Genomic DNA, 25,746 nt, shown 5'->3' with positions numbered 1-25,746 from the left:
GACACGCCATGAGCATCACCCAATTCAAGAACACCGCGACGCTCAAGCTCGAGGAATCCAATCCGGTCGCCGTGCCCCTCGGCGAGCCCGTCGCAATTGCCTCGACCACCAGTGTCGAGCGCGACGACGGCGTTGAAACCGGAGTCTGGGAATGCACGCCGGGCCGCTGGCGGCGGCAGATCACCGCGCAGGAGTTCTGCCATTTCATCTCCGGGCGCTGCACCTTCACCCCCGACGGTGGCGGCGAAACCCTGCACATACAAGGCGGCGACGCACTGATGTTGCCAGCCAACACGCTCGGGATCTGGGACATCCAGGAAACCGTGCGCAAGAGCTACGTGCTGATTTTCTGATTGTTCGATCCTTTGATTGCCTGCCAACAAAAAAAGCCCATACAGGAATCGCCCCATGATCCAGAAAACCCTCGCATTGGCGCCTCTGCTGCTGGCCGCTTCCGTCAGTCACGCGGCCGAGACGGTCAAGGTCTACAACTGGTCCGACTACATCGCCCCGGACACGACGAAGAACTTCCAGAAGGACACGGGCATCGGCGTCACCTATGACGTCTACGACAGCAACGAAACCCTCGACGGCAAGTTGATGACCGGCAAATCCGGTTACGACGTGGTGTTCCCGTCGAACCACTTCATGGCGCGGCAGATTCAGGGTGGGGCGCTGAAGAAGCTCGACAAGAGCCAGTTGCCGAACTGGAAGAATCTCAACCCGGCGCTGCTCAAGGCCTTGCAGACCAACGACCCGAACAACGAGCACGGCTTCCCGTACCTGTGGGGCAGCACCGGCATCGGCTACAACATCGCCAAGGTCAAAGCGGTATTGGGCGACAATGCGCCGGTGGATTCCTGGGATCTGATCTTCAAGCCCGAGTACATGGAAAAGCTGCAGAAGTGCGGCGTGGCGATCCTCGACAATGGCCCGGAATTGCTCCCGGCGGCGCTCAACTACCTCGGCCTGCCGCACCACAGCAAGAACCCCGAGGACTACAAAAAAGCCGAAGCGTTGCTGATGAAAGTGCGGCCCTACGTCAGCTACTTCCACTCCTCGAAGTACACCAGCGACCTGGCCAACGGTGACATCTGCGTAGCCGTCGGGTTTTCCGGCGACATCCTGCAAGCCGAGAACCGCGCCAAGGAGGCCAGGAACGGCGTCGAGATCGGTTATGCGATTCCCAGGGAAGGCGCGGCGATCTGGTTCGACATGGTCGCCATGCCCGCCGACGCACCGGACGAGAAGGCCGGCTACGCCTTCATGAACTACCTGCTGCGCCCGGACGTCATGGCCGGCATAACCAACTACGTGCACTACGCCAATGGCAACGAACAGGCGGACACGCTCATCGATCCGGCGATCAAGAACGACACCAAGGTTTACCCAAGCGCGGAAATGATGGGCAAGCTGTTCGCGCTGGAGGCGATGCCGTTGAATATCGACCGGATTCGTACGCGGGTGTGGAACAAAATCCGTACCGGTAGCTGACCCTCCGTCCCCTGTAGGAGCTGACGAGTGCAACGAGGCTGCGATCTCTTGATCTTGATCTTCAAAAGGTCAAAGTCAAAAGATCGCAGCCTCGTTGCACTCGTCAGCTCCTACGGTCAAATAACGTTGCGGAGTTGATCTCAAAGCACTTGCACCGCTGTCTGCAAGTGTGACGCCTTCATGAACTACCTGCTGCGCCCGGACGTCATGGCCGGGATAACCAACTACGTGCATTACGCCAATGGCAACGAACAGGCGGACACTCTTATCGAGCCAGCCATCAGGAACGACACCAAGGTTTACCCGAGCCCGGAAATGATGGGCAAGCTGTTCGCGCTGGAGGCGATGCCGTTGAATATCGACCGGATACTTACGCGGGTGTGGAACAAAATCCGCACCGGTAGCTGAACCGCGCCCCCTGTAGGAGCTGACGAGTGCAACGAGGCTGCGATCTCTTGATCTTGATCTTCAAAAGGTCAAAGTCAAAAGATCGCAGCCTCGTTGCACTCGTCAGCTCCTACGGTCAGATAACGTTGCGGAGTTGATCTCAATGCACTGGTACCGTGACGCCTTCATGAACCACCTCCTGCGCCCCGACGTCATGGCCGGGATAAGCAGATACGTGCATTACGGCAATGGCAACGAACAGGCGGACACCCTTATCGATCCGGCGATCAGGAACGACACCAAGGTTTACCCGAGCCCGGAAATGATGGGCAAGCTGTTCGCGCTGGAGGCGATGCCGCTGAATATCGACCGGATTCGCACGCGGGTGTGGAACAAGATCCGTACCGGTAGCTGATCGTCTAGCGGGCGCTAAAGCGCCCGGCGTTACAGCGTTAGCGAGAGCTATCACGAAAAATCAGTATTTGCACCTGTCATTGTTGACAGGTCCGGCTCAGCTGGAAATTGGATTTAATGCCTTGGCAGGAGGGCGAAATGTCGCCTTTCCTTACCGAGGATTTTGATGATGAGCAATGAAAATGGTCTTGAGAATGTATTGAAGGGGACGGTGAAAAACCTTCGTAATGGTAAGGAATTCAAATTCTACGCCAGAGAAACCCACCGCGACGAGCAGGGAGGGACGCTCAGATTTCATGGCACGATGGTCGACCCGGAGGGCAATAGCAGCGTTGATCTTTCATCAATCGCAGTGAATCTCAGCAACAAGGCTGATTCTGGCACAGAGATTCCGCTCACGGACGCGCGAGTTCTTTTTGTGGCTTACTCCCGCAATGGGGCGACTACCAGGAATTTTTACGCAGACAAGGAAAAGCCGGGCTTTGTGACGCTCCAGCATTCAGGGGATCGCATCAACGGTAAATTGCAATTCACAACTGAAGCCCTTGGAGACGACAGCTACGAGGTCGACGTGATCTTTGACCAGGGTCCTTCTCGATAAATCGCCCTACAGAGTCGGTGAGTGCAACGAGGCTGCGATCTTTTGACTTTGACTTTTTGAAGATCAAGATCAAGAGATCGCAGCCTCGTTGCACTCGTCAGCTCCTACGGTCCGAGCAAATCGTAGTTGATATCAAAGCACTGGCACCGCTGGCTGAAAGTGTGACTTGCCGAGCAAATCCAAACTTACCGATATTTAATATTTAAATAGAAAATCGTCAGACAATTTCCACTCTCTCACCAACTAAAAACATTCTTTCCTCCCCGCACGCTTTGTTTTCGGCAGTTTCCTGATAACACCAAATTGGATCGCAAAAAAACTCTTTACGACAGATTTCAAATTGTGTCAGGTTCGTTACGCCTTCATTGGGCGAGTGATAGGACGATCTCGCCAAAGATCGTCCTGTCGGACAAAAACTGTTCCATTGCTAAACAAGGAAGTGTGTTTATGTCGAAAGTTAAAACCAACGCTGTTGATTCCGCCGAACAGGCCTTCCAGCTGGCTGCCTTCAGCTCGGCGTACAACCAGATCAACAGCTTCAGCCATCAGTACGATCGTGGCGGCAACCTCACGGTCAATGGCAAACCCTCGTACACCGTCGACCAGGCGGCTACGCAATTGCTGCGTGACGGCGCTGCCTACCAGGACAAGGACGGCAGCGGCAAGATCGAATTGACCTATACATTCCTGACCTCGGCCTCGAACAGCACGATGAACAAGCACGGGATCAGCGGATTCAGTCAGTTCAGCGCGCAGCAGCAGGCTCAGGCCAAGCTCGCCATGCAGTCCTGGGCAGATGTGGCCAATGTCACCTTCACCGAGAGAGCCTCGGGCGGTGACGGGCACATGACCTTCGGAAATTACAGCGGTGGCCAGGACGGCGCTGCGGCGTTCGCTTATCTGCCGGGTACCGGCGCTGGCTATGATGGTACTTCGTGGTACTTGATCAACAGCGGTTACACGCAGAACAAGAACCCGGATCTGAACAACTACGGTCGTCAGACCCTGACCCACGAAATCGGCCACACCCTGGGCCTTGCACACCCTGGCGACTACAACGCCGGCAATGGCAACCCGACCTACAACGACGCGACGTACGGCCAGGACACCCGTGGCTACAGCGTCATGAGCTACTGGAGCGAAAGCAACACCAATCAGAACTTCAGCAAGGGCGGTGTCGAAGCCTATTCGTCCGGCCCGCTGATGGATGACATCGCCGCAATCCAGAAGCTCTACGGCGCCAACACCAGCACCCGCACCGGTGACACCACCTACGGCTTCAACTCCAATGCCGGCCGTGATTTCCTCAGCGCTTCGTCGTCGGCCGACAAAGTGGTGTTCTCGGTATGGGACGCCGGCGGCAAGGACACCCTGGATTTCTCCGGTTTTACCCAGAACCAGAAGATCAACCTCAATGACGCTTCGTTCTCCGACGTTGGCGGCATGGTCGGCAACGTGTCGATTGCCAAGGGCGCGATCATCGAGAACGCCATTGGCGGTTCGGGTAGCGATCTGTTGATCGGTAACAGCGTGGCCAACGAGCTGAAGGGTGGTGCCGGTAACGACATCCTCTACGGCGCTGGCGGTGCCGACAAGCTGTGGGGCGGCAGCGGTTCGGACACGTTCGTGTTCGCCGCCAGCTCGGACTCCAAGCCGGGTGCGATCGACCAGATCCTCGATTTTGTCAGTGGTCTGGACAAGATCGACCTGACCGGCATCACCAACGGCGCGGGCCTGCACTTCGTCAACAGCTTCACCGGCTCGGCCGGCGATGCGGTGTTGACCTCGTCGGGCGGCAACAGCCTGTTGTCGGTGGATTTCTCCGGGCATGGCGTGGCGGACTTCATCGTCAGCACCGTGGGCCAGGCAGCGACCAGCGACATCGTGGCGTGATGTGAAAGGAAAGCGGCGCCTGGTGCGTCGCTTTCTTCGCTTGCATCGGCGTGGTCGCCGGGCAAGGCTACGAGCGGAAGTGGAAATTTCCTATGCGTGTATACGTTTTTACTTACACAACGATGGCATGGCTGATGGCAGTCACGCTGATGATGAGCGGAGCGACAAGCATGGCAAGCAGCCTCAGACTCGAAGAACCCGCGGTATTCGCCGGGCGCTGGCAGGCCACATTGACCGGTCACAACGACACACCGCAAGCGCAGACGCTGCAAGACAAACCGTCGAACACTTGTCTGGTCGAGCTTGCGCCGAACCAGACCTTGGGCAAGGGCGCCGATTGTCTGGGCGCGTGGTTGAGCGAATCGCCGATCGGCTGGTTTGCAGAGCCCGATGGTATTGCCATCACCGGCAAGGAAGGTTCGAAAATTGCGTTTTTCAGCCGCCAGCGCGAGAGCGTTTACACAAAAAAACTGGATGGCGGATTACTCATCACGCTAGAGCGTGCGGCGCAATAAGCAATGCCCAGAAAGTTGATTAGCGCCAGTGAACATCACTAATAAGCGATCACTGGTTAACTTGTTATGAAATTGTAAGCACTACTTGCAAGTCCTCTTCGGCAGGTAGGCGGACTATCAATGGAATGCTCGTTGGTAATGACGAGAACATGAACTCAGGAAGAATGATGAAGATGGCGAAGTCTCCTGCCACCGCTCCGTTAATCAAGGCACTGGGTGACTATAAGAGCATCTTGATCAGCGTCGGTTGTTTCACCGCGCTGATCAACGTGCTGATGCTGGTGCCGTCCATCTACATGCTGCAAGTCTATGACCGGGTGCTGTCGTCGCAGAACGAAACCACCCTGGCGATGCTGTCGCTGATGGTCGTCGGTTTCTTCGCTTTCATCGGCCTGCTGGAAGTCGTCCGCAGCTTTATCGTGATTCGCATCGGCAGCCAGCTGGAGCGCCGCTTCAATCTGCGGGTCTATCAAGCCGCGTTCGAGCGCAATCTGTTCAAGGGCGAGGGCAACGCCGGACAATCGCTGGGTGACCTGACCCATCTCCGCCAATTCGTCACCGGCCCGGCGCTGTTCGCCTTCTTCGATGCGCCGTGGTTCCCGGTCTATCTGTTTGTCATCTACCTGTTCAACGTCTGGCTCGGCGTATTGGCCACGGCGGGCGCGTTGCTGTTGATCGCACTGGCGTGCCTCAACGAATACATGACCAAGAAGCCGCTGGGCGAGGCCGCTGGTTTCTCCCAGCAGTCCAGCCAGTTGGCCACCAGCCACTTGCACAACGCCGAGACCATTCAGGCCATGGGCATGCTCGGTTCGCTGCGCAAGCGCTGGTTTCAGGTGCATTCGCGTTTTCTCGGCCTGCAAAACCAGGCCAGTGACACCGGTGCGGTGATCAGCTCCCTGAGCAAGACTCTGCGCCTGTGCCTGCAATCCTTGGTGCTGGGGCTGGGCGCGTTGCTGGTGATCAAGGGCGACATGACCGCCGGGATGATGATCGCCGGTTCGATCCTGATGGGCCGGGTATTGAGCCCCATCGACCAGTTGATCGCCGTGTGGAAGCAGTGGAGCGGGGCGAAGCTGGCTTATCGGCGTCTGGATGCGCTGTTGCAGGCGTTTCCGCCAAGCGATGAGGCGATGGCACTGCCGGCACCGAAAGGCCAGATTACCTTCGAACAAGTCAGCGCCGGCCCACCGGGACAACGTTCCGCAACGTTGCACATGGTCAATTTCAACCTCGGTGCCGGTGAAGTGCTCGGGGTGCTCGGCGCGTCCGGTTCCGGCAAATCGACGCTGGCCCGGGTGCTGGTCGGCGTGTGGCCACTATGGGGCGGCACCGTGCGTCTGGATGGCGCTGATATTCACCGCTGGAATCGCGATCAGCTCGGACCTTACATCGGTTATTTGCCGCAAGACATTGAGCTGTTCAGCGGCTCCATCGCGGAAAACATTGCGCGTTTCAGTGAGGCCGACCCGCAAAAAGTCGTCACCGCCGCGCAACAGGCCGGCGTCCACGAAATGATCCTGCGCCTGTCGCGGGGCTACGACACGCAACTGGGTGAGGACGGCAGTGGCTTGTCCGGTGGCCAGAAGCAACGCGTAGCGCTGGCCCGCGCGCTGTATGGCACGCCAAGTCTGGTGGTGCTCGATGAACCGAATTCCAACCTCGACACCGTTGGCGAAGCCGCACTGGCCAGCGCCATCGCGCAACTCAAGGCGCAAGGCACGACTGTGATTCTGGTCACGCATCGTTCTTCGGTGCTGGCTCAGGCTGACAAATTACTCGTGCTCAACGATGGTCGCTTGCAGGCATTCGGCCCGAGTCAGGATGTGCTCAAGGCACTTTCCGGCCAGCATGAACAGCAACGCGAAAAAGCCGCACAAGCACCGGGCGGGCTCAGTATGAGCCGGCAGTACCAGCCCTCGACCAGGAATTCGGGTGTATGAGCAGCGCCAGCATGAACACTGAAAACGAAGCGAACATGGAACACGCCTACCTCACCGAACGCCCGGAACGCGATGCCAAATTCTTCGCACGCATGGGCTGGATTCTGGCCATCGTCGGCGCTGGCAGTTTCTTCACCTGGGCCGCATTGGCGCCGCTGGATCAAGGCATTCCGGTGCAGGGCACGGTGGTGGTCTCGGGCAAACGCAAGGCTGTGCAGTCGATGAGCAGCGGCGTGGTCAGTCGGATTCTGGTGCGCGAAGGCCAGATCGTGAAGCAGGGCCAGCCGCTGTTCCGCCTCGATCAGACGCAAGTCGCCGCCGATGTGCAATCGCTGCAGGCGCAATACCGCATGGCCTGGGCCAGCCTTGCGCGCTGGCAGGCCGAGCGCGACAACCTCAAGCAAGTGACCTTTCCGCCAGAATTGAGCAACGACCCGGATCCGCGTCTGGCGTTGGTGCTGGAAGGCCAGCGGCAACTGTTCAGCAGCCGCCGCGAAGCGTTCTCCCGTGAGCAGGCGGCACTGCGCGCCAATATCGAAGGCGCTACAGCGCAACTCGCCGGGATGCGCCGCGCGCGCAGCGACCTCAATGCCCAGGCCAGTTCCTTGCAACAACAATTGAGCAATCTGCAACCGCTGGCCGACAACGGCTACATCCCGCGCAACCGCTTGATGGACTACCAGCGGCAACTGTCGCAAGTGCAGCAGCAACTGGCGGAAAACACCGGCGAAAGCGGGCGCGTGGAGCAGGGCATTGTTGAATCGCGCCTGAAGTTGCAGCAGCACGGCGAGGAATATCAGAAGGAAGTGCGCACGCAGCTGGCCGACGCGCAGTTGAAAAGCGTGACCCTGTCCGAACAACTGACCTCCGCCGGTTTCGATCTGCAACACAGCGAGATTCTCGCCACTGCCGATGGCGTAGCGGTCAATCTCGGGGTGCACACCGAAGGCGCCGTGGTGCGTCAGGGTGAAACGCTGCTGGAGATCGTTCCGCAAGGCACCACTCTGGAAGTGGAGGGACATTTGCCGATCAACCTGATCGACAAGGTCGGTACGCATCTGCCGGTGGACATTCTGTTTACCGCGTTCAACCAGAGCAAAACCCCGCGCGTGCCCGGCGAGGTCAGCCTGATTTCCGCCGACCAGATGGTCGATGAGAAAACCGGCGTGCCGTATTACGTGTTGCGCAGCAGCGTCAGCGATCAGGCGATGGAAAAGCTCAATGGCCTGGTGATCAAACCCGGCATGCCGGCGGAAATGTTCGTGCGCACCGGTGAGCGTTCACTCCTCAACTACCTGTTCAAACCGCTGCTCGATCGCGCCGGTTCCGCGTTGACCGAGGAATAAGGATGTTCGGCTGTATGAATAAGCGTTCAATGCTGGCGGCAGTCATGATGCTGGCGAGTCACTCGGCAGTCGCGGCCATGGGGCCGTTCGAGATTTACGAACAGGCGTTGCGTAACGACCCGGTGTTCCTTGGTGCGATCAAGGAACGCGATGCCGGCCTGGAAAACCGCGCCATCGGCCGCGCCGGGCTGCTGCCGCGGATCGGCTACACCTACAACAAGGGCCGCAACTCTTCCAAGGCTACGTCCCTTGATGATCGTGCGCGCAACCGCACCGACGAGCGTAATTACAGCAGTTACGGTTCGGCGCTGACCGTGCAACAACCGTTGCTTGATTACGAGGCTTACGCGGCATATCGCAAGGGCGTGGCGCAGTCGTTGTTCGCCGACGAAGCGTTTCGCGGCAAGAGTCAGGAGCTGCTCGTAAGGGTTCTCGACAACTACACCAAAGCCTTGTTTGCCCAGGATCAGATCGACATCGCCCAGGCGAAGAAGAAGGCCTACGAACAGCAGTTCCAGCAGAACGAACACATGTTCAAGCAGGGTGAGGGCACCCGCACCGATATTCTCGAAGCCGAGTCGCGCTATGAGCTGGCGACTGCCGAGGAGATCGAAGCGCGCAACGAGCAGGACGCGGCCTTGCGCGAACTGGGGGCGCTGGTCGGCGTGCCAGCGGTGGACATCGGCGACCTGGCTCCGCTCGGTCAGCAGTTTCAGACCTTCACGCTGCAACCGGCCAACTTCGACACCTGGCATGAGCTGGCGATCAGCAACAACCCGAACCTCGCTTCACAGCGTCAGGCCGTGGAAGTGGCGCGCTATGAAGTCGAGCGCAACCGCGCCGGGCACCTGCCGAAAGTCAGCGCTTACGCCTCGATGCGCGACAACGAGTCGGAGAGCGGCAACACCTACAACCAGCGCTACGAAACCAACACCATCGGCCTTGAAGTCAGCGTGCCGTTGTATGCCGGTGGCGGGGTGTCGGCATCCACCCGTCAGGCCAGCCGCACCATGGAACAGGCTGAGTACGAACTGGACGGCAAGACCCGCGAAACGCTGATCGAACTGCGCCGACAGTTCAGCGCCTGCCTGTCCGGGGTCAGCAAGTTGCGCGCTTATCAGAAGGCGTTGAAGTCGGCCGAAGCGCTGGTGGTATCGACCAGACAGAGCATTCTCGGCGGCGAGCGAACCAACCTCGACGCGTTGAACGCCGAGCAGCAACTGTTCACCACCCGCCGGGATCTGGCCCAGGCGCGTTATGACTATCTGATGGCATGGACCAAATTGCATTACTACGCCGGGACTTTGAACGAGCAGGATCTGGCGCGTGTGGATGAGGCATTTGTGGTCGCGCAACAGCCCTCACCCTAACCCTCTCCCAGAGGAGAGGGGACCGATTCGGGGAGATTGAAGAGATACACCGACTTGAACGAGCGGCACTGAATCCATAGTCGACTGTTTTTTTCAGGTCGACGGATGACTGAAGACAACACAAATCGGCTCCCTCTCCTCGGGGGAGAGGGCTGGGGTGAGGGGAACAGGCGACACCGCAGGGTGGCTAGGGACCGGGACTTTGAACGAGCAGGATCTGGCGCGGGTGGATGACTCACCCTAACCCTCTCCCAGAGGGAGAGGGGACCGATTCGGGGAGATTGAAGAGATACACCGACTTGAACGAGCGGCACTGAATCCATAGTCGACTGTTTTTTTCAGGTCGACGGATGACTGAAGACAACACAAATCGGCTCCCTCTCCTCGGGGGAGAGGGCTGGGGTGAGGGGAACAGGCGACACCGCAGGGTGGCTAGGGACCGGGACTTTGAACGAGCAGGATCTGGCGCGGGTGGATGACTCACCCTAACCCTCTCCCAGAGGGAGAGGGGACCGATTCGGGGAGATTGAAGAGATACACCGACTTGAACGAGCGGCACTGAATCCATAGTCGACTGTTTTTTTCAGGTCGACGGATGACTGAAGACAACACAAATCGGCTCCCTCTCCTCGGGGAGAGGGCTGGGGTGAGGGGAACAGGCGACACCGCAGGGTGGCTAGGGACCGGGACTTTGATGAGCAGGATCTGGCGCGGGTGGATGAGGCATTTGTGGTCGCGCAACAGCCCCCACCCTAACCCTCTCCCAGAGGGAGAGGGGACCGATTCGGGGAGATTGGAGAGATACACCGACTTGAACGAGCGGCACTGAATCCATAGTCGACTGTTTTTTCAGGTCGACGGATGACTGAAGACAATACAAATCGGCTCCCTCTCCTTGGGGAGAGGGCTGGGGTGAGGGGAACGGGCGACACCGCTATTGAGCCTTGAACAGAACAACAAAAACGAGAGTGACGACCATGGACGTACGCATCAAACCGATTTCGCTCGGCACGCTGTTGCTGATGACCTCTGCAACGCAGGCGCAATATCTGGAATCCGGCCAGCCCGGCAATCCGGCCAGTTGGCGCAGTGCCGAGTTCTTGCGTGACTGGGGCCTGGAACGCATGCAGGCCGATCAGGCCTACGCCGCCGGCATCACCGGCAAGGGCGTGAAGATCGGCGCGCTCGATTCCGGTTTCGATGCCGCCCACCCGGAATTCTCCGCCGATCGTTATCACCCGGTAACCGCCAGCGGCAGCTACGTCGACGGCTCAGCGTTCAACGTCGACGGCACGCTCAACCCGAACAACGACTCCCACGGCACCCACGTGGTCGGCACCATGGGCGCGTCGCGTGATGGCAGCGGCATGCATGGCGTGGCGTACAACGCGCAAATCTACGTCGGCAACACCAACAAGAACGACAGTTTCCTCTTCGGCCCGGGGCCCGATCCGCGCTATTTCAAAGCGGTCTACGACAGCCTTGCCGACGCTGGCGTGCGGGCGATCAATAACAGTTGGGGCAGTCAGCCGCCGGATGTCAGCTATCGCACCCTGGCGGATCTGCACGCCGCCTACGCGCAGCACTGGAACAAGGGCACCTGGCTCGACGCCGCTGCCGACGTCTCCCGGCGCGGTGTGATCAATGTCTTCAGCGCGGGCAACAGCGGTTACCCGAACGCCAGCGTACGTTCAGCGCTGCCGTATTTTCTGCCGGATCTGGAAGGCCACTGGCTGGCGGTGTCCGGGCTCGATCAGAGCAATCAGCAGAAGTACAACCAGTGCGGCATCGCCAAATACTGGTGCATCACCACACCGGGGGCGAAGATCGACAGCACCATTCCCGGTGGCGGCTATGCGATCAAGTCCGGTACCTCGATGGCCGCACCGCACGCGACCGGCGCCCTGGCGCTGGTGATGGAACGCTATCCGTACATGAACAACCAGCAGGCGCTCGAGGTGCTGCTGACCACCGCCACCCAGCTCGATGGCTCGGTCACCGATGCGCCGAGCGAGCGCGTCGGCTGGGGCGTCGCCAATCTCGATCGGGCGATGCGCGGGCCGGGGCAATTGCTCGGTGCGTTCGATGCCAATCTGGGGGCAGGGCAGCGCGATGTCTGGAGCAATGACATCTCCGACAAGGCACTGATCCAGCGCCAGAGCGAAGACCTCGCCGAGCACAGCGCCTGGCAGCAAACCCTGCAGGACAAAGGCTGGCAGAACGGTGTTGCGGCCGGCGCCAGTCAGCAGGACCAGACCGACTACGCCGTCGGCATGCTCCGCGATGCGGCAGCCGCCAGTCGCGTTTATCAGGGCAGCCTGATCAAATCCGGTGCCGGTCAGTTGTTGCTCAGCGGTACCAACACTTATCGCGGCCCGACCACGGTCAACGGCGGTCTGCTGACGGTCGACGGCTCGCTGACTTCAGCGGTCAGCGTCAACGACAGCGGCACCCTCGGCGGCTCCGGACGCATCGGCGCGTTGACCGCCAACAGCGGCGGCCGAGTCGCACCGGGCAATTCCATCGGCACCTTGAACGTCGCCGGTGATGTGACACTCGCCCCGGGCTCGACTTACGCCGTTGAGCTGTCACCCACCAGCAGCGACCGCATCGTTGCCGGCGGCACGGCAACCGTCAGCGGCGCCAGCGTCAGCCTGGCGCTGGAAAACAGCCCGACCTTGCTCAGCAGCGCAGAAGCGCAAAGCCTGCTCGGCCGCCAGTACAACATCCTGCAAGCGGCCGGCGGCGTTCAGGGGCAGTTCGCTGCGGTGGTGCCGAACTACCTGTTCATCGGCGGCGCCCTCGACTACGCCGCAAGCGGCATTCAACTGAATATCCAACGCAACGCAACCAGCTTCGCCAGCGTCGGGCAAACGCCAAACCAGCGTTCGGTGGCGGCGGCAATCGAAGGTTTGGGCGCTGGCAATCCGGTTTATGAAAGCCTGCTGCGTGCGCCCAGCCAGGCCTCCGCACAGCAAGCCTTCCAGCAACTGAGCGGCGAGATTTATCCGGCACTGGGGACGATGCTGATCAACGACAGTCGCCAGTTGCGTGATGCGGTCGGCGAGCGGCTGCACGATGAATCGGCGGCCCGCAGCAATGGCTGGATCAAAGCCCTCGGCGCGTGGGGCAGCACCGATTCGAGCCACGACACGGCCGGCTATAACACCTCGATCGGCGGCTTGCTGGCGGGTGTCGACGGCGCGCTCGATGAGCAGACCCGCATCGGTCTGGTCACCGGTTACAGCGACAGCTCCTTGAGCATGGGTTCGGGCACGCATTCCTCGGCGAAAGTCGACAGCTATCACCTCGGCGCTTACGCCGGCCACGACATTGCTGCGTGGCGCTTGAGCACTGGCGTGGCGTACAGCTGGCATCGCGGCGATGTAAAGCGCGATTTGCACTACGACGAAGTCAGCGCCAAGCAGAAAGCCAAGCTTGATGCGACCACCACCCAGGTGTTCGGCGAAGCGGCGTATCGCTTGCAGCTGCAAGCGCTGGCGCTGGAACCGTTTGCCAACCTGACTTACCTGCATCTGGACACCGAGGGCTTCACCGAGAAGGGCGATGCCGCTGCCTTGAAAAGCTCGGGCGATACGCGCGACGTGGTGTTGAGCACTCTGGGCATGCGGGCGAGCAAAACCTTCAACCTTTCCAACCAGCAGGCGCTGGACGTCAGCGCCCGTCTCGGCTGGCAGCACAGCCTCAGCGATATCGAATCGGCGCAACATTTGCGCTTTGCCAGCGGCGGCACGCCGTACGCAGTCGAGAGCTCGGCGCTGGTGCGCGATGCCGCGCTGGTCGGCGTGCAGGCCAGTCTGGCCCTGAGCAAGGACGTGCGGGTCAACCTCGATTACAACGGCCAACTGGCCAGCCGCGAGAAGCTGCATGGCGTTGGCTTGAGTCTGAACTGGCAGTTCTGACCGAACGCTTTCCTGTGGCGAGGGAGCTTGCTCCCGCTGGGGCGCGAAGCGGCCCTGTGCTTTTCTCAGGCAGATCGCGTTGACTGATTTTACGGCTGCTGCGCAGCCGAGCGGGAGCAAGCTCCCTCGCCACAAATAGCGTGCACGGCAGCAAAGACAATCGGATTTTTTCGCAACATCACTAAGGAAGGTCGTGGATGGATAACAACAATACCCCCGCGCAATCGGGTGGCCGCTTTGCCCTGAAAACCCTGACAGTCGCCATGCTCTGTGCCAGTGCGATGGCGCAGGCAGCGCCTTACGTGGAAAACGGCCGCAACGGCGATCCGTCGAGTTGGCGCAGCAATGAATTCAAGGCTGACTGGGGCCTGGGCGCGATCGGCGCGGATTACGCCTATGCCGCCGGCTACACCGGCAAAGGCGTCAAACTCGGAATCTTCGATCAGCCGGTGTACGCCGCGCATCCGGAGTTCTCCGGTAGCAACAAAGTCGTCACCCTGGTCACCAGCGGCATTCGCGAATACACCGACCCGTACATTCCGGTGAAGGCCGGCGATGCGTTCCTGTATGACGGTTCACCCTCGGTCGGCTCCAACGGCAAGCTCGGCGCCCACGGCACGCACGTTGGCGGCATCGCGGCGGGCAGTCGCGACGGCGGGGTGATGCACGGCGTCGCATTCGGAGCGCAGATCATCAGCGCCGACAACGGCGACCCGGGGCCGGAGGACGGCATTGTTCGCGGCAATGATGGTGCGGTGTACAAGGCCGGTTGGGATGCGCTGATCGCCAGCGGGGCGCGGATCATCAACAACAGCTGGGGCATCGGCATCACCGACCGCTTCGACCTCGGCGGCCGCGATCCGGCGTACCCGCACTTCACCGTCAACGACGCGCAATTGCAGTTCAACGAAATCCGCACGCTGCTCGGCACCAAGCCCGGTGGCGCCTACGACGGCGCGATTGCCGCCGCTCGCAGCGGCATCGTCACCATTTTTGCCGCCGGCAACGACTACAACCTCAACAACCCGGATGCCATCGCCGGCCTGGGTTATTTCGTCCCGGACATCGCGCCGAACTGGATCACCGTCGCCGCGTTGCAGCAGAACCCGGACACCGCCAGCGCCAACCCCTACGTGATCAGCACGTTCTCCTCGCGTTGCGGCTACACGGCGAGTTACTGCGTCTCGGCGCCGGGCACGAAGATCTACAGCTCGATCATCGAAGGCACCAATGCCGGCAACCTGACCACCAGCTACGCCAACTACAACGGCACGTCGATGGCGGCACCGCACGTCGCCGGTTCCATCGCGGTACTGATGGAGCGCTTTCCGTACATGTCAGGCGATCAGGTCGCCAGCGTCTTGCGCACCACCGCCACCGACCTCGGCGCGCCGGGCATCGACGCCTTGTACGGCTGGGGCATGATCAACCTGCGTAAAGCCATCGACGGCCCGGCGATGTTCGTTACCGAGCAGGACATTCCCGAGGAGTTTCGCGTGCAGGGCGCCTACGGCTCCGGCCAGTTCGTTGCTGACTTGCCGGGCATTGGCGCGATCATCGATCAGGGCAAACCGACCGAACGCGTGTGCACTGACATCACTTGCGGCCTCGACACCTGGCGCAACGACATCGGCGGCCACGGCGGTCTGACCAAGCAAGGCATCGGCACTCTGGTGCTGACCGGCAACAATACTTACAGCGGCCCGACCCTGGTCAATCAGGGCCGACTGGCAATCAACGGTTCGCTGCAATCGGCGGTCACCGTCAACAATGGCGGCGTCCTCGGCGGCAATGGCCGCATCGGCGCGCTGGCGGTGAACAGCGGCGGTACGGTGGCACCGGGCAATTCCATCGGCACCCTGAGCGTTGCCGGTGACGTGACCTTCGCGCCGGGTTCGACCTACGCCGTAGAGCTGTCGCCGACCAGCAGCGATCAGATCGTCGCGGGCGGCAAAGCCGTCATCGACGGCGCCACGGTGAGCCTGTCGCTGGAAAACAGCCCGACCTTGCTCAGCACCGGCGAAGTGCAAAGCCTGCTCGGCACTCGCTACAACATCCTGCAAGCAGCGGGCGGCATCGAAGGGCGCTTCGGTCAGGTCTTGCCGAATTACGCCTTCCTCGGCGGCACCCTCGACTACTCGGCGGGCGGCATTCAGTTGGCGGTCGGGCGTAACGAGGCATCGTTCGCCAGCGTCGGTCTGACGCCAAACCAGCGCGCCGTAGGTGCTGCCGCCGAGCGTCTGGGCGCGGGCAATGCGCTGTTCGAAACCCTGTTGCTGTCGCCCACTGCGGTGTCGGCGCAGCAGGCCTTTCAACAGCTGTCCGGCGAGATTCACCCGGCCATCGGCACGCTGCTGATCAACGACAGCCGCTACTTGCGCGAAGCTGTCGGCGAACGTCTGCGCGAGCGTGACCTGTTCAACGCCGACGCACCGGCTGATGATCGCAGCAACGTCTGGGTCAAGGTCCTCGGCTCTTGGGGCGAAAGCGACGGCGGGCATGACAATGCCGACTCCAACAGCTCCATCGGTGGGCTGCTGGCCGGTGTCGATGGCCTGATCGCTGAAGACACCCGGCTCGGTTTCGTCACCGGTTACAGCGACAGTTCGTTGAGCATGGGCAGCGGCACGCATTCCTCGGCGTCGGTCGACAGCTACCACTTGGGTGCGTATCTGGGCCATGAGATCGACGCGTTGCGCCTGACTGTCGGCGGTGCTTACAGCTGGCATCGCATCGATGTGAAACGTGATCTGCAGTTCGGCGACGTCAGCGGCAAACAGAAAACCAAGCGTGACGCGACCACTGCGCAACTGTTCACCGAGGCCGCGTACGACCTGGGCCTGCAACCGATGAACCTGGAGCCGTTCGCCAATCTGTCCTACGTGCACCTCAACACCGACAGCTTCACCGAGAAGGGTGACGCTGCCGCACTGAAGGGTGGCGAGGACAATCGCGACGTGGTGCTCTCCACTCTTGGCGTACGCGCCAAGCGCAGCTTCGCCGTGTCGGATAAACATCAGCTGGAACTGGGCGCGAGCCTCGGCTGGCAGCACAACCTGAGCAGCGTCGATGCCGACAGCCACCTGGCGTTCGCCAACGGCAATAGCGCGTTCACCGTGCAGAGCGTGTCGATGGATCGTGACGCTGCCGTGGTCGGCGTGCGCGCCGGGCTGGCGCTCAATCGCGACGTGCGGGTCAATCTCGATTACAACGGCCTGATCGGCTCGAACGAGAAAGATCACGGTGTCGGTCTGACCCTCGACTGGCAGTTCTGAGGCGTAACCGGCAGGAGATCCAATAGTGGGAGCGAGCCTGCTCGCGAAAGCGGTGGTTCAGGCGATTGTGATGTTGAATGTGCTGCCGCCTTCGCGAGCAGGCTCGCTCCCACAGGTCCGGTGTACACATGACATTTGAGGGACCATCAAACGACATATGATGCTCCGGAGCCCCGCGCTCTGGCTGTGAGCTATCTCTGACAATTCCAACAACAAGAGAGGCAATGGCAATGGGTGTATACGACTACAAGAACTTCGGCACAGCCGATTCCGCGGTGCTGTTCAGCGATGCCATGGCGATCACGCTGTATTCCTATCACAACCTCGATAACGGTTTCGCTGCCGGTTACCAGCACAACGGCTTCGGCCTTGGATTGCCAGCGACGCTGGTCACCGCGCTGATTGGCGGCACCGATTCGCAAGGGCTGATTCCCGGTATCCCGTGGAATCCGGACTCGGAAAAACTCGCCCTTGAGGCCGTGCAAAAGGCCGGCTGGACGCCGATTACCGCCGCGCAGTTGGGTTACGACGGCAAGACCGACGCACGCGGGACGTTCTTCGGCGAGAAGGCCGGCTATACCAGCGCGCAGGTGGAAATCCTCGGCAAGTATGACGCCCAGGGTCATCTCACCGAACTGGGCATCGCCTTTCGTGGCACCAGCGGCCCGCGGGAAATCCTCATCGGCGATTCGATTGGCGACGTGATCAGCGATCTGCTCGCAGCTTTCGGCCCGGCCGACTACGCGAAAAACTACGTCGGCGAAGCCTTTGGCAATCTGCTCAACGATGTTGTCGCCTTCGCCCGGGCCAACGGCCTCAGCGGCAAGGACGTGCTGGTCAGCGGCCATAGCCTCGGCGGCTTGGCGGTGAACAGCATGGCTGACTTGAGCGGCGGCAAATGGGGCGGGTTCTTCGCTGATTCCAACTACATCGCCTACGCTTCGCCGACCCAGAGCAGCGGCGACAAAGTGCTGAATATCGGTTACGAAAACGACCCGGTATTTCGTGCCCTCGACGGTTCGACGTTCAGCGGCGCATCGGTGGGCGTGCACGACGCGCCGCACGCCTCGACGACGGACAACATCGTCAGCTTCAACGACCACTACGCCTCGAATGCGTGGAACGTGCTGCCGTATTCGATCCTGAATATCCCGACCTGGATTTCGCACCTGCCCACAGGCTATGGCGACGGCATGACCCGCGTGCTGGAGTCGAAGTTCTACGACCTGACCAGCCGCGACTCGACGATCATCGTCGCCAACCTGTCCGACCCGGCGCGGGCCAACACCTGGGTGCAGGATCTCAACCGCAACGCCGAAGCCCACAAGGGCAGCACGTTCATCATCGGCAGTGACGGCAACGAGCTGATCCAGGGCGGCAGTGGCAATGACTATCTGGAGGGGCGCGCCGGTAACGACAGCTTCCGCGACAGCGGCGGCTATAACGTCATTCTGGGCGGGCAGGGGAGCAACACGCTCGACTTGCAGCAGACGGTGAAAAACTTCGATTTCGCCAACGACGGCGCCGGCAACCTGTACATCCGCGATGCCAGCGGCGCAATCAGCATCACCCGCGACATCGGCAGCATCGTGACCAGGGAGCCGGGTTTTCTCTGGGGCGTGTTCAAGGACGATGTGCTGCACAGCGTCGCTGACAAGGGGTTGAAAGTCGGTAGTAACCTGACCGCTTATGAATCGAGCGTAAAAGGCACGACTGCTGCTGACACGCTCGAGGCGCATGCGGGCGGTGACTGGCTGTTCGGGCTGGAGGGCAATGATCATCTGCTCGGCGGCGCGGGCAATGACGTGTTTGTCGGTGGCGCTGGCAACGATCTGCTGGAGTCGGGCGGCGGGGCGGATATGTTTCTGTTCAATGGCGCGTTCGGCCAGGATCGGGTCGTTGGCTATACGGCCGATGACAAACTGGTGTTTCTTGGCGTGCAGGGTGTGTTGCCGGGGGATGATTTGCGCGCGCATGCGTCGGCAGTCGGGCAGGACACGCTGCTGACGTTTGGCGCGGATTCGGTGACGTTGGTGGGTGTGGCGCTTGGCAGCCTCAACAGCGATGCCATAGTGATCGCCTGACGCACAACCCTGTGGCGAGGGAGCTTGCTCCCGCTTGAGTGCGAAGCACTCACCTTTTTTGGGGGCGCTGCGCGCCCCAGCGGGAGCAAGCTCCCTCGCCACAATGGGTATCAAAAGTCTGATCGTTCCCACACGGAGCGCGGGAATGAATCGGCGCGTATCAGTCTTCCTTGCGCACGGTCGCGACTTCATCAGCGCGAACCTTTACCTTGGCTCCGGAAATATCCTCGAACTCATAAAAACCGTCTTCGGTCTTGGTCTTGGGCATGTCCTCGGTCAGGTATTGGGTGCCGTTCTGCAGCGTCACCACAGTCTGGGTCGAACAGCCGCCCAGCGCCAACAGGGCTGCGACCGCTACAGGAATGCCCAGCATCTTGATTTTCATACCCACCTCTGACTCCTTGCTTGAATGTGATTGCGGGCATTGTCGGCCCTCTAACGCGGTTGGTGCCAGCATCGGCGGAAAAGTTCGATGGCAGCGCGAAAAAATGCCATTGATCTTTTTCCGTTTGCGCCGGACCGGGCTGAGCTGCTATCTGTACGCATAACCAGTGTTCGCTTGCCGTGGCTTTGAAATCCCGTGACCCCCAACCCTCTCGACAATCCGTTCTATTACCTCAACAACTTCCGGCAAGTGCTTGATTGGCTTGGACTTCGCTATGCCGATGTGATGAGCACGCGCGAACACGGCTTCATCCGCGACTTCAACACGTTGTCGCAAGCCTCGCAGGGATTGCTGGTGCGCATGGTCATGCGCAAGGGCATTCATTTTCGCGCGAGCAAACTCAATTATCTGGAAATCGGCGATATCGCTGAAGCGGCGCAGCCGTTGCTCGATCACGGCTGGCTCGACGAACACGCCGCGCTGACGCTGGCAGAGCTGTTCGATGTCTTGCTCAAGGCCGAGCTGTTGCAGGCATTCGGCACCTTTATAGAACAGCCGAAAGGGCGCAAGGATGAATGGCTGCCGATGCTGGCCGAGCAGTTCAGCGAGGCGCAAACCCTGCGCGCCTGGGCCCCGCAACTGGCTGACCAGCTGTTCAGCCTGACCCTGATGGATTTGTGCGATCGCCTGCGCCTGATGTTCTTCGGCAATCTGTATCAGGACTGGTCGGAGTTTGTCCTGGCCGACCTGGGCATCTTTACCTATGAAAAAGTCGAGTTCTGCGCCGACTCCCGAGGCCTGCGCAGTCGCGAAGACGTCGATGCCTGCCTGTTCCTGCATCAGTGCCAGCTGCGCTTCGAGGCCGGTGAGCCGCTGGCGGAGATCGTTGAGCAGATCAACGCCGTGCATTTCGACAACCCGTGGCTGCGCCGCCGGCAAGCCAAGGCGTTGTTCCAGATCGGCCAGTATGCCGAGCGCATCGGTGACTTCGGCCTGGCCCTGAGTGTTTACCGCGACTGCGCTTACCCAGGCGCGCGACTGCGGATGATCCGTGTGCTCGAACGTTGCGGCGAATACGGAGTGGCATTGGAGCTCGGCACGCTGGCCGAACAGGCGCCGCAAAGTGCAGCCGAGCAACAAGGTTTGCAACGCATCGTTCCGCGTCTGCGGCGCAAACTGGGTGGCCCGCCGCTCAAGCGTGTAAAAGCCAGAGAGGTCGAGCGCCTCGACTTGCACCTGCCGCGCACCGATCCGGCGTTGTCGGTGGAATTCCATGTGCAAGCGCACTTGCATGCCGATGACGGCCCGGTGCATTACGTCGAGAACAGCCTGATCAATTCCCTGTTCGGGCTGTTGTGCTGGCCGGCGATTTTCGCGCCGTTGCCGGGTGCGTTTTTTCACCCGTTCCAGCGCGGTCCGGTCGACCTGCTCAGCGAAGATTTCCTCGAGCGCCGCGCCGAACTGTTTCAGGCCTGCCTGGGCGAACTCGATGACGGCCGCTACGCCGAGACGATCCGCCAGCGCTTCGTCGACAAATGGGGCATCCAGTCACCGTTCGTGTTCTGGGGCGCGCTCAATGAAACCTTGCTGGAGCAGGCGCTGGCCTGTCTGCCCGCCGCACACCTGAAACACTGGTTCAATCGTCTGCTGCTCGACATCAAGGCCAATCGCGCCGGCATGCCGGACCTGATCCAGTTCTGGCCGCAGCACAAGACCTACCGGATGATTGAAGTCAAAGGCCCCGGCGACCGCTTGCAGGACAATCAACTGCGCTGGCTGGAGTTCTGCCACGAGCATCAGATGCCGGTGGCCGTGTGTTACGTGCAATGGGCGGAGCAGAGCGCTTGAGTTACAGCATTGCCGTCCGCGCACTCTGTGAGTTCACCGCCAAGACCGGCGACCTCGACCTGCGCTTCACCCCCTCGCCGACGGCGTTGGAAGGCATCGTCGGCCATCGCACCGTGGCCTCGCGGCGCAATGAGCAATATCTGAGCGAAGTGGCCCTGCAAGGCGAGTTCGGCGAGCTGCGGGTCAAGGGCAGGGCGGATGGCTACGACCCGACGCAGAATTGCCTGGAAGAAGTCAAAACCTACCGCGGCGACCTCAGCAAGCAACCGGCCAATCACCGCCAGTTGCACTGGGCGCAGGCGAAGATCTACGGCTGGTTGATGTGCCAGAAACTGCAACTGGAGCAGATCAATCTGGCGCTGGTGTATTTCGACATCGCCAGCGAAAAGGAAACCTGCCTGGTCGAAGCCCACAGCGCCGAAGCACTCCAGGCATTTTTTGCGCAGCAGTGCACTTTGTTTTTGCAATGGGCCGAGCAGGAAATGGCCCACCGCGAAGCGCGCAATCTGGCCGCGCAGCAACTGGCGTTCCCCCACGCGGATTTTCGACCGGGCCAGCGGCATCTGGCCGAGTCGGTGTTCAAAGCCGTCAGCACCGGTCGCTGCCTGATGGCCCAGGCGCCAACCGGCATTGGCAAAACCCTCGGAACGCTGTTTCCGATGCTCAAGGCCCTGGCGCCGCAGCAGCTGGACAAGGTGTTCTTTCTCACCGCCAAGACACCGGGGCGCAAACTGGCGCTGGATGCCAGTCAGGTGTTGTTCAAACAAACGCCGGATCTGCCGTTGCGGGTGATGGAAATGGTCGCCCGCGACAAGGCCTGCGAACATCCGGACAAAGCCTGTCATGGCGAATCCTGCCCGCTGGCCCAAGGCTTTTATGATCGCTTGCCTGCGGCCCGCGAAGCCGCCAGCCGCATCAACCTGCTCGATCAGGCGGCGATGCGCGAGGTCGCCGCGCAACACAGCGTGTGTCCTTATTATCTGAGCCAGGAAATGGCCCGCTGGGCGGATGTGGTGGTTGCCGACTACAACTATTACTTCGATTTCAGTGCGCTGCTGTTCGGTCTGGCCCAGCTCAATCAGTGGAAAGTCGCGGTGCTGGCCGACGAGGCACACAACCTCGTCGAGCGCGGTCGGCAGATGTACAGCGCCAGTCTCGACCAGTTCACTCTCGGCACTGTGCGCAAAACCGCGCCGGCAGCGCTGAAGAGTTCCCTGCAACGGGTCAACCGCGAATGGAATGCGCTGCATGCGCCGCAACTGGCGGCCTATCAAGCCTACGACAAGGCCCCGGACAAACTTCTGCACGCCATCTCATTGTGCTGCGCGGCCATCGGCGATTACCTCAACGAGCATCCGCAAGGCCTCGACAGCGGCCTGCAGAACTTCTATTTCGACCTGCTGCAATTCGCCCGGGTCGCCGAGCTGTATGACGAGCATTACCTGTTCGATATCAGTAAACGCGATCTCGACCGCAAGCGTCCGCTGTCGCAACTGTGCCTGCGCAACGTAGTGCCGGCGGCGTTCATCGGCCCGCGCCTGAGCGCGGCGCGCAGCAGCGTGCTGTTCTCGGCTACGCTGAGCCCGCGCAACTACTACGCTGACCTGCTCGGCACCCCCGCCGACACGGTGTGCATCGACGTCGAATCGCCGTTCAGTGCCGAGCAGTTGCAGGTGCACATCGTCAGCCAGATCTCCACCCGTTTTAACCATCGGCAGGCCTCGCTGGAACCGATTGTCGAACTGATCGCCTGCCAGTTCAGCGAGCGTCCGGGCAACTATCTGGCGTTCTTCAGCAGTTTCGATTACCTGCAACAAGTCGCGACCTTATTGGCCGAGCGCCATCCGCACATCACCCAATGGCTGCAATCGCGGGGCATGGTCGAGGGCGCGCGGCAGGCGTTTCTTGACCAGTTCAGCGCCGACAGCCAGGGCGTTGGCTTTGCGGTGTTGGGCGGCGCGTTCGGTGAGGGCATCGATCTGCCCGGTGCGCGGCTGATCGGTGCGTTCATCGCCACGCTGGGGCTGGCGCAGCTCAACCCGGTCAACGAGCAGATGAAGCGGCGCATGGCCGCCATTTTCGGCGCCGGCTACGACTACACGTATCTGTACCCGGGCATGCAAAAAGTCGTACAAGCCGCCGGACGGGTGATCCGCACCCGCGAGGATAGCGGCACGGTCATGCTCATTGACGATCGCTTTGCCGAAAGCCGCATCAAGCAACTGCTTCCGAGCTGGTGGACGATCAAAAGCGAACCGGCACTTTTCAAATCGGCGGATTCACGCATACTTCAGCCCATGACAGTGGCCGGTGAGTGTGATGAGTGATAACAACAGAACCGCAGCGATCGAAGACAGCCGTTTCCGGCTGCTGATCGATGCGGTTGTCGACTACGCGATCTACATGATCGACCCCGACGGTACCATCACCAGTTGGAACTCCGGCGCCAAACGTTTCAAAGGTTATGAAGAAGCCGAGATCATCGGCGAGCACTTCTCGCGCTTCTATACCCCGGAAGACCGCGCCAACGGCATGCCGCAGCGGGCGCTGGACACGGCAATCCGTGAGGGCCGCTTCGAAGGCGAGGGCTGGCGCGTGCGCAAGGACGGCACGCATTTCTGGTCGCACGTGGTGATCGACCCGATCATCGACCCCAACGGCACGCTGCTCGGTTTCGCCAAGATCACCCGTGATCTCACCGACCGCAAAATGGCCGAGGAAACCCTCAAGCAAAGCGAACAGCAGTTCCGCCTGCTGGTGCAGGGCGTTACCGACTACGCGATCTACATGCTCAGCCCCGAAGGTTGCGTCAGTAACTGGAACCAGGGCGCGCAGCGGATCAAGGGTTACTTGCCGGAAGAAATCATCGGCCAGCATTTTTCGATTTTCTACACCCCCGAAGACCGCGCACTCGGTGAGCCGCAGCGTTCTCTGGAGATTGCCACCCGCGAAGGCCGCTTCGAAAACCGCAGCTGGCGGATGCGCAAGGACGGCACGCGCTTTCTTGCCCACGTAGTGGTCGATGCGATTCGCGGCGACACCGGCGCGTTGCTTGGCTTCGCCAAGATCACCCGCGATGTGACCGAGGCCCACGAAGCACAGCAGGCCCTGGAAAAGACCCGCGAGGCGTTGTTCCAGGCGCAGAAGATGCAGGCGATCGGCCAACTCAGCGGCGGTATCGCCCATGATTTCAACAACCTGCTGACGGTGATACTCGGCAATCTCGAGATCGTGCAGAAGCGCATCGGCGACGCGCCGAAAATCGCCCGTTTACTGGAAAACGCCACCCAGGGTGCCTTGCGCGGTGTCTCGCTGACCCAGCGCATGCTGGCCTTTGCCCGACGCCAGGAACTGAAGACCGAATCGGTGGATATCCCGCAATTGGTGCAAGGCATCACCGGGCTGCTGCGCAGCTCTCTGGGGCCGGGGATTCGCATCGAAACGCGCTTTCCAGACGACCTGCAGCCAGTGCTGGCCGACAGCAACCAATTGGAACTGGCGATCCTCAATCTCGCCACCAATGCCCGCGATGCCATGCCAGATGGCGGCACGGTGATCATTCAGGCACAAGCGGAAGTGGTACTGGAACAAACTCATTCGACCCTCGCGGCGGGGCGCTACGTGTGCCTGAGCCTGATCGACAGCGGCGAAGGCATGGACGCAGCCACGCTGGAGTGCGCCCGCGACCCGTTTTTCACCACCAAGGGCTTGGGCAAAGGCACCGGGCTGGGCTTGTCGATGGTGCATGGCTTCATCGAGCAGCTGGGCGGGCGCTTTATTCTCAAGAGCGAGAAGGGCCACGGCACGGCGGCCGAGCTGTGGATTCCGGTGGCGCTTGAGCAAGCGGTCAGTCGCCCGAGCTACAGCAACGCAGCGCCGATTGCAGTGCCAAGACTCAGTGTGCTGGTGGTCGACGACGATTCGCTGGTGTTGACCAGCACCAGTCTGTTGCTCGAAGACCTCGGCCACCGCGTCATCGGCGCGACCTCCGGCACCAAGGCGCTGGAATTGTTCGATCAGGGCGAGGTGATCGATCTGGTCATCACCGACATGGCCATGCCGCACATGAGCGGCGCGCAACTGGCCCACGCCGTGCGCATGCTCAAACCGGATCTGCCGATCATTCTCGCCACCGGTTACGCCGAACGCCTCGAAGGTTTTGCTGCTGAACTGCCGCGCCTGCCGAAACCGTTCACCCAGTTGAATCTGGTGCAGATCATTGCCCAATCGATGAAGTGACGCGCTGGTCGATCCGGCTGAACTAGTCA

15 protein-coding genes and 2 pseudogenes are annotated in these 25,746 nt (G+C 60.8%); 16 read left to right on the top strand and 1 reads right to left on the bottom strand.

Features of this window, described 5'->3' with window-relative positions:
• The first annotated feature begins 8 nt into the window (after positions 1–8).
• The 13 genes and pseudogenes from GXB78_RS04860 (at position 9) to GXB78_RS04800 (ending at position 19,245) form a co-directional block, all read left to right on the top strand.
• Positions 9–353 carry a cupin domain-containing protein gene (locus GXB78_RS04860; RefSeq protein ID WP_039761535.1) on the top strand — a complete coding sequence of 115 codons (345 nt, stop codon included), beginning with the start codon at positions 9–11 and terminating at the stop codon, positions 351–353.
• Positions 354–408: 55 nt separating this feature from the next.
• Positions 409–1,494, top strand: coding sequence for a polyamine ABC transporter substrate-binding protein (locus GXB78_RS04855; RefSeq protein ID WP_329514539.1), 1,086 nt, complete (start codon positions 409–411; stop codon positions 1,492–1,494).
• A gap of 174 nt (positions 1,495–1,668) precedes the next feature.
• Positions 1,669–1,902: pseudogene (locus tag GXB78_RS04850) on the top strand (spermidine/putrescine ABC transporter substrate-binding protein PotF); the annotation flags it as partial.
• Between the two features lie 160 nt (positions 1,903–2,062).
• Positions 2,063–2,296: pseudogene (locus GXB78_RS04845) on the top strand (spermidine/putrescine ABC transporter substrate-binding protein PotF); the annotation flags it as partial.
• A 168-nt stretch (positions 2,297–2,464) separates the two neighbouring features.
• Positions 2,465–2,896, top strand: a complete 432-nt coding sequence (locus tag GXB78_RS04840) for a hypothetical protein (protein WP_329514538.1) — start codon at positions 2,465–2,467, stop codon at positions 2,894–2,896.
• Positions 2,897–3,343: 447 nt separating this feature from the next.
• Complete coding sequence (locus tag GXB78_RS04835; RefSeq protein WP_329514537.1) at positions 3,344–4,789, top strand: serralysin family metalloprotease; 1,446 nt, start codon at positions 3,344–3,346, stop codon at positions 4,787–4,789.
• Positions 4,790–4,881: 92 nt separating this feature from the next.
• The gene (locus tag GXB78_RS04830) at positions 4,882–5,304 is read left to right on the top strand and encodes an AprI/Inh family metalloprotease inhibitor (protein WP_329514536.1); all 423 of its coding nucleotides are present in this window, start codon (positions 4,882–4,884) and stop codon (positions 5,302–5,304) included.
• Between the two features lie 167 nt (positions 5,305–5,471).
• Entirely contained in the window at positions 5,472–7,247 is a 1,776-nt protein-coding gene (locus tag GXB78_RS04825) for a type I secretion system permease/ATPase (protein ID WP_329514585.1), read from the top strand.
• The gene (locus GXB78_RS04820; RefSeq protein ID WP_329514535.1) at positions 7,244–8,593 is read left to right on the top strand and encodes an HlyD family type I secretion periplasmic adaptor subunit; all 1,350 of its coding nucleotides are present in this window, start codon (positions 7,244–7,246) and stop codon (positions 8,591–8,593) included. Before GXB78_RS04825 ends, GXB78_RS04820 begins: the two co-directional genes overlap by 4 nt.
• 2 nt (positions 8,594–8,595) lie before the next feature.
• On the top strand, positions 8,596–9,963 hold the full coding sequence (locus tag GXB78_RS04815; protein WP_329514534.1) for a TolC family outer membrane protein: 1,368 nt from the start codon (positions 8,596–8,598) through the stop codon (positions 9,961–9,963).
• 977 nt (positions 9,964–10,940) lie between these two features.
• Positions 10,941–13,886 (top strand): autotransporter serine peptidase EprS, encoded by a 2,946-nt coding sequence (gene eprS / locus GXB78_RS04810; protein WP_329514533.1) that lies wholly within the window; start codon positions 10,941–10,943, stop codon positions 13,884–13,886.
• A gap of 197 nt (positions 13,887–14,083) precedes the next feature.
• Positions 14,084–17,161: an autotransporter domain-containing protein gene (locus GXB78_RS04805; protein WP_329514532.1), complete on the top strand. Its 3,078-nt coding sequence runs from the start codon at positions 14,084–14,086 to the stop codon at positions 17,159–17,161.
• 230 nt (positions 17,162–17,391) lie between these two features.
• Positions 17,392–19,245: a polyurethane esterase gene (locus tag GXB78_RS04800; protein WP_329514584.1), complete on the top strand. Its 1,854-nt coding sequence runs from the start codon at positions 17,392–17,394 to the stop codon at positions 19,243–19,245.
• Between the two features lie 160 nt (positions 19,246–19,405).
• Here GXB78_RS04800 and GXB78_RS04795 read toward each other — a convergent pair whose 3' ends face one another.
• A complete protein-coding gene (locus GXB78_RS04795) occupies positions 19,406–19,630 on the bottom strand; it encodes a YgdI/YgdR family lipoprotein (RefSeq protein ID WP_042610041.1) in 225 nt (74 codons plus the stop codon).
• Between the two features lie 195 nt (positions 19,631–19,825).
• Here GXB78_RS04795 and GXB78_RS04790 point away from each other — a divergent pair, with 195 nt between their 5' ends.
• The 3 genes from GXB78_RS04790 to GXB78_RS04780 are packed head-to-tail and all read left to right on the top strand — an operon-like array spanning position 19,826 to position 25,717.
• Positions 19,826–21,478, top strand: a complete 1,653-nt coding sequence (locus GXB78_RS04790) for a VRR-NUC domain-containing protein (protein WP_329514531.1) — start codon at positions 19,826–19,828, stop codon at positions 21,476–21,478.
• A complete protein-coding gene (locus tag GXB78_RS04785) occupies positions 21,475–23,805 on the top strand; it encodes an ATP-dependent DNA helicase (RefSeq protein WP_329514530.1) in 2,331 nt (776 codons plus the stop codon). The genes GXB78_RS04790 and GXB78_RS04785 overlap by 4 nt, the downstream gene beginning before the upstream one ends.
• Positions 23,798–25,717: a hybrid sensor histidine kinase/response regulator gene (locus tag GXB78_RS04780; protein WP_329514529.1), complete on the top strand. Its 1,920-nt coding sequence runs from the start codon at positions 23,798–23,800 to the stop codon at positions 25,715–25,717. The genes GXB78_RS04785 and GXB78_RS04780 overlap by 8 nt, the downstream gene beginning before the upstream one ends.
• The last annotated feature ends 29 nt before the right edge of the window (positions 25,718–25,746 follow it).

Origin of the sequence: Pseudomonas moraviensis subsp. stanleyae (assembly GCF_036283065.1) — a bacterium.
GTDB classification, from domain to species: Bacteria; Pseudomonadota; Gammaproteobacteria; order Pseudomonadales; family Pseudomonadaceae; genus Aquipseudomonas; species Aquipseudomonas stanleyae.
Note: the sequence above shows the minus strand (reverse complement) of the source record. Positions and strands in the feature narration are given on the sequence as shown.

Bases quoted from the DNA above. Each gene is read 5' to 3' on its own strand.
- GXB78_RS04860 (WP_039761535.1), top strand. From the start codon at position 9: ATGAGCATCACCCAATTCAAGAACACCGCGACGCTCAAGCTCGAGGAA.
- GXB78_RS04855 (WP_329514539.1), top strand. From the start codon at position 409: ATGATCCAGAAAACCCTCGCATTGGCGCCTCTGCTGCTGGCCGCTTCC.
- GXB78_RS04840 (WP_329514538.1), top strand. From the start codon at position 2,465: ATGAGCAATGAAAATGGTCTTGAGAATGTATTGAAGGGGACGGTGAAA.
- GXB78_RS04835 (WP_329514537.1), top strand. From the start codon at position 3,344: ATGTCGAAAGTTAAAACCAACGCTGTTGATTCCGCCGAACAGGCCTTC.
- GXB78_RS04830 (WP_329514536.1), top strand. From the start codon at position 4,882: ATGCGTGTATACGTTTTTACTTACACAACGATGGCATGGCTGATGGCA.
- GXB78_RS04825 (WP_329514585.1), top strand. From the start codon at position 5,472: ATGAAGATGGCGAAGTCTCCTGCCACCGCTCCGTTAATCAAGGCACTG.
- GXB78_RS04820 (WP_329514535.1), top strand. From the start codon at position 7,244: ATGAGCAGCGCCAGCATGAACACTGAAAACGAAGCGAACATGGAACAC.
- GXB78_RS04815 (WP_329514534.1), top strand. From the start codon at position 8,596: ATGTTCGGCTGTATGAATAAGCGTTCAATGCTGGCGGCAGTCATGATG.
- eprS (WP_329514533.1), top strand. From the start codon at position 10,941: ATGGACGTACGCATCAAACCGATTTCGCTCGGCACGCTGTTGCTGATG.
- GXB78_RS04805 (WP_329514532.1), top strand. From the start codon at position 14,084: ATGGATAACAACAATACCCCCGCGCAATCGGGTGGCCGCTTTGCCCTG.
- GXB78_RS04800 (WP_329514584.1), top strand. From the start codon at position 17,392: ATGGGTGTATACGACTACAAGAACTTCGGCACAGCCGATTCCGCGGTG.
- GXB78_RS04795 (WP_042610041.1), bottom strand. From the start codon at position 19,630: ATGAAAATCAAGATGCTGGGCATTCCTGTAGCGGTCGCAGCCCTGTTG.
- GXB78_RS04780 (WP_329514529.1), top strand. From the start codon at position 23,798: ATGAGTGATAACAACAGAACCGCAGCGATCGAAGACAGCCGTTTCCGG.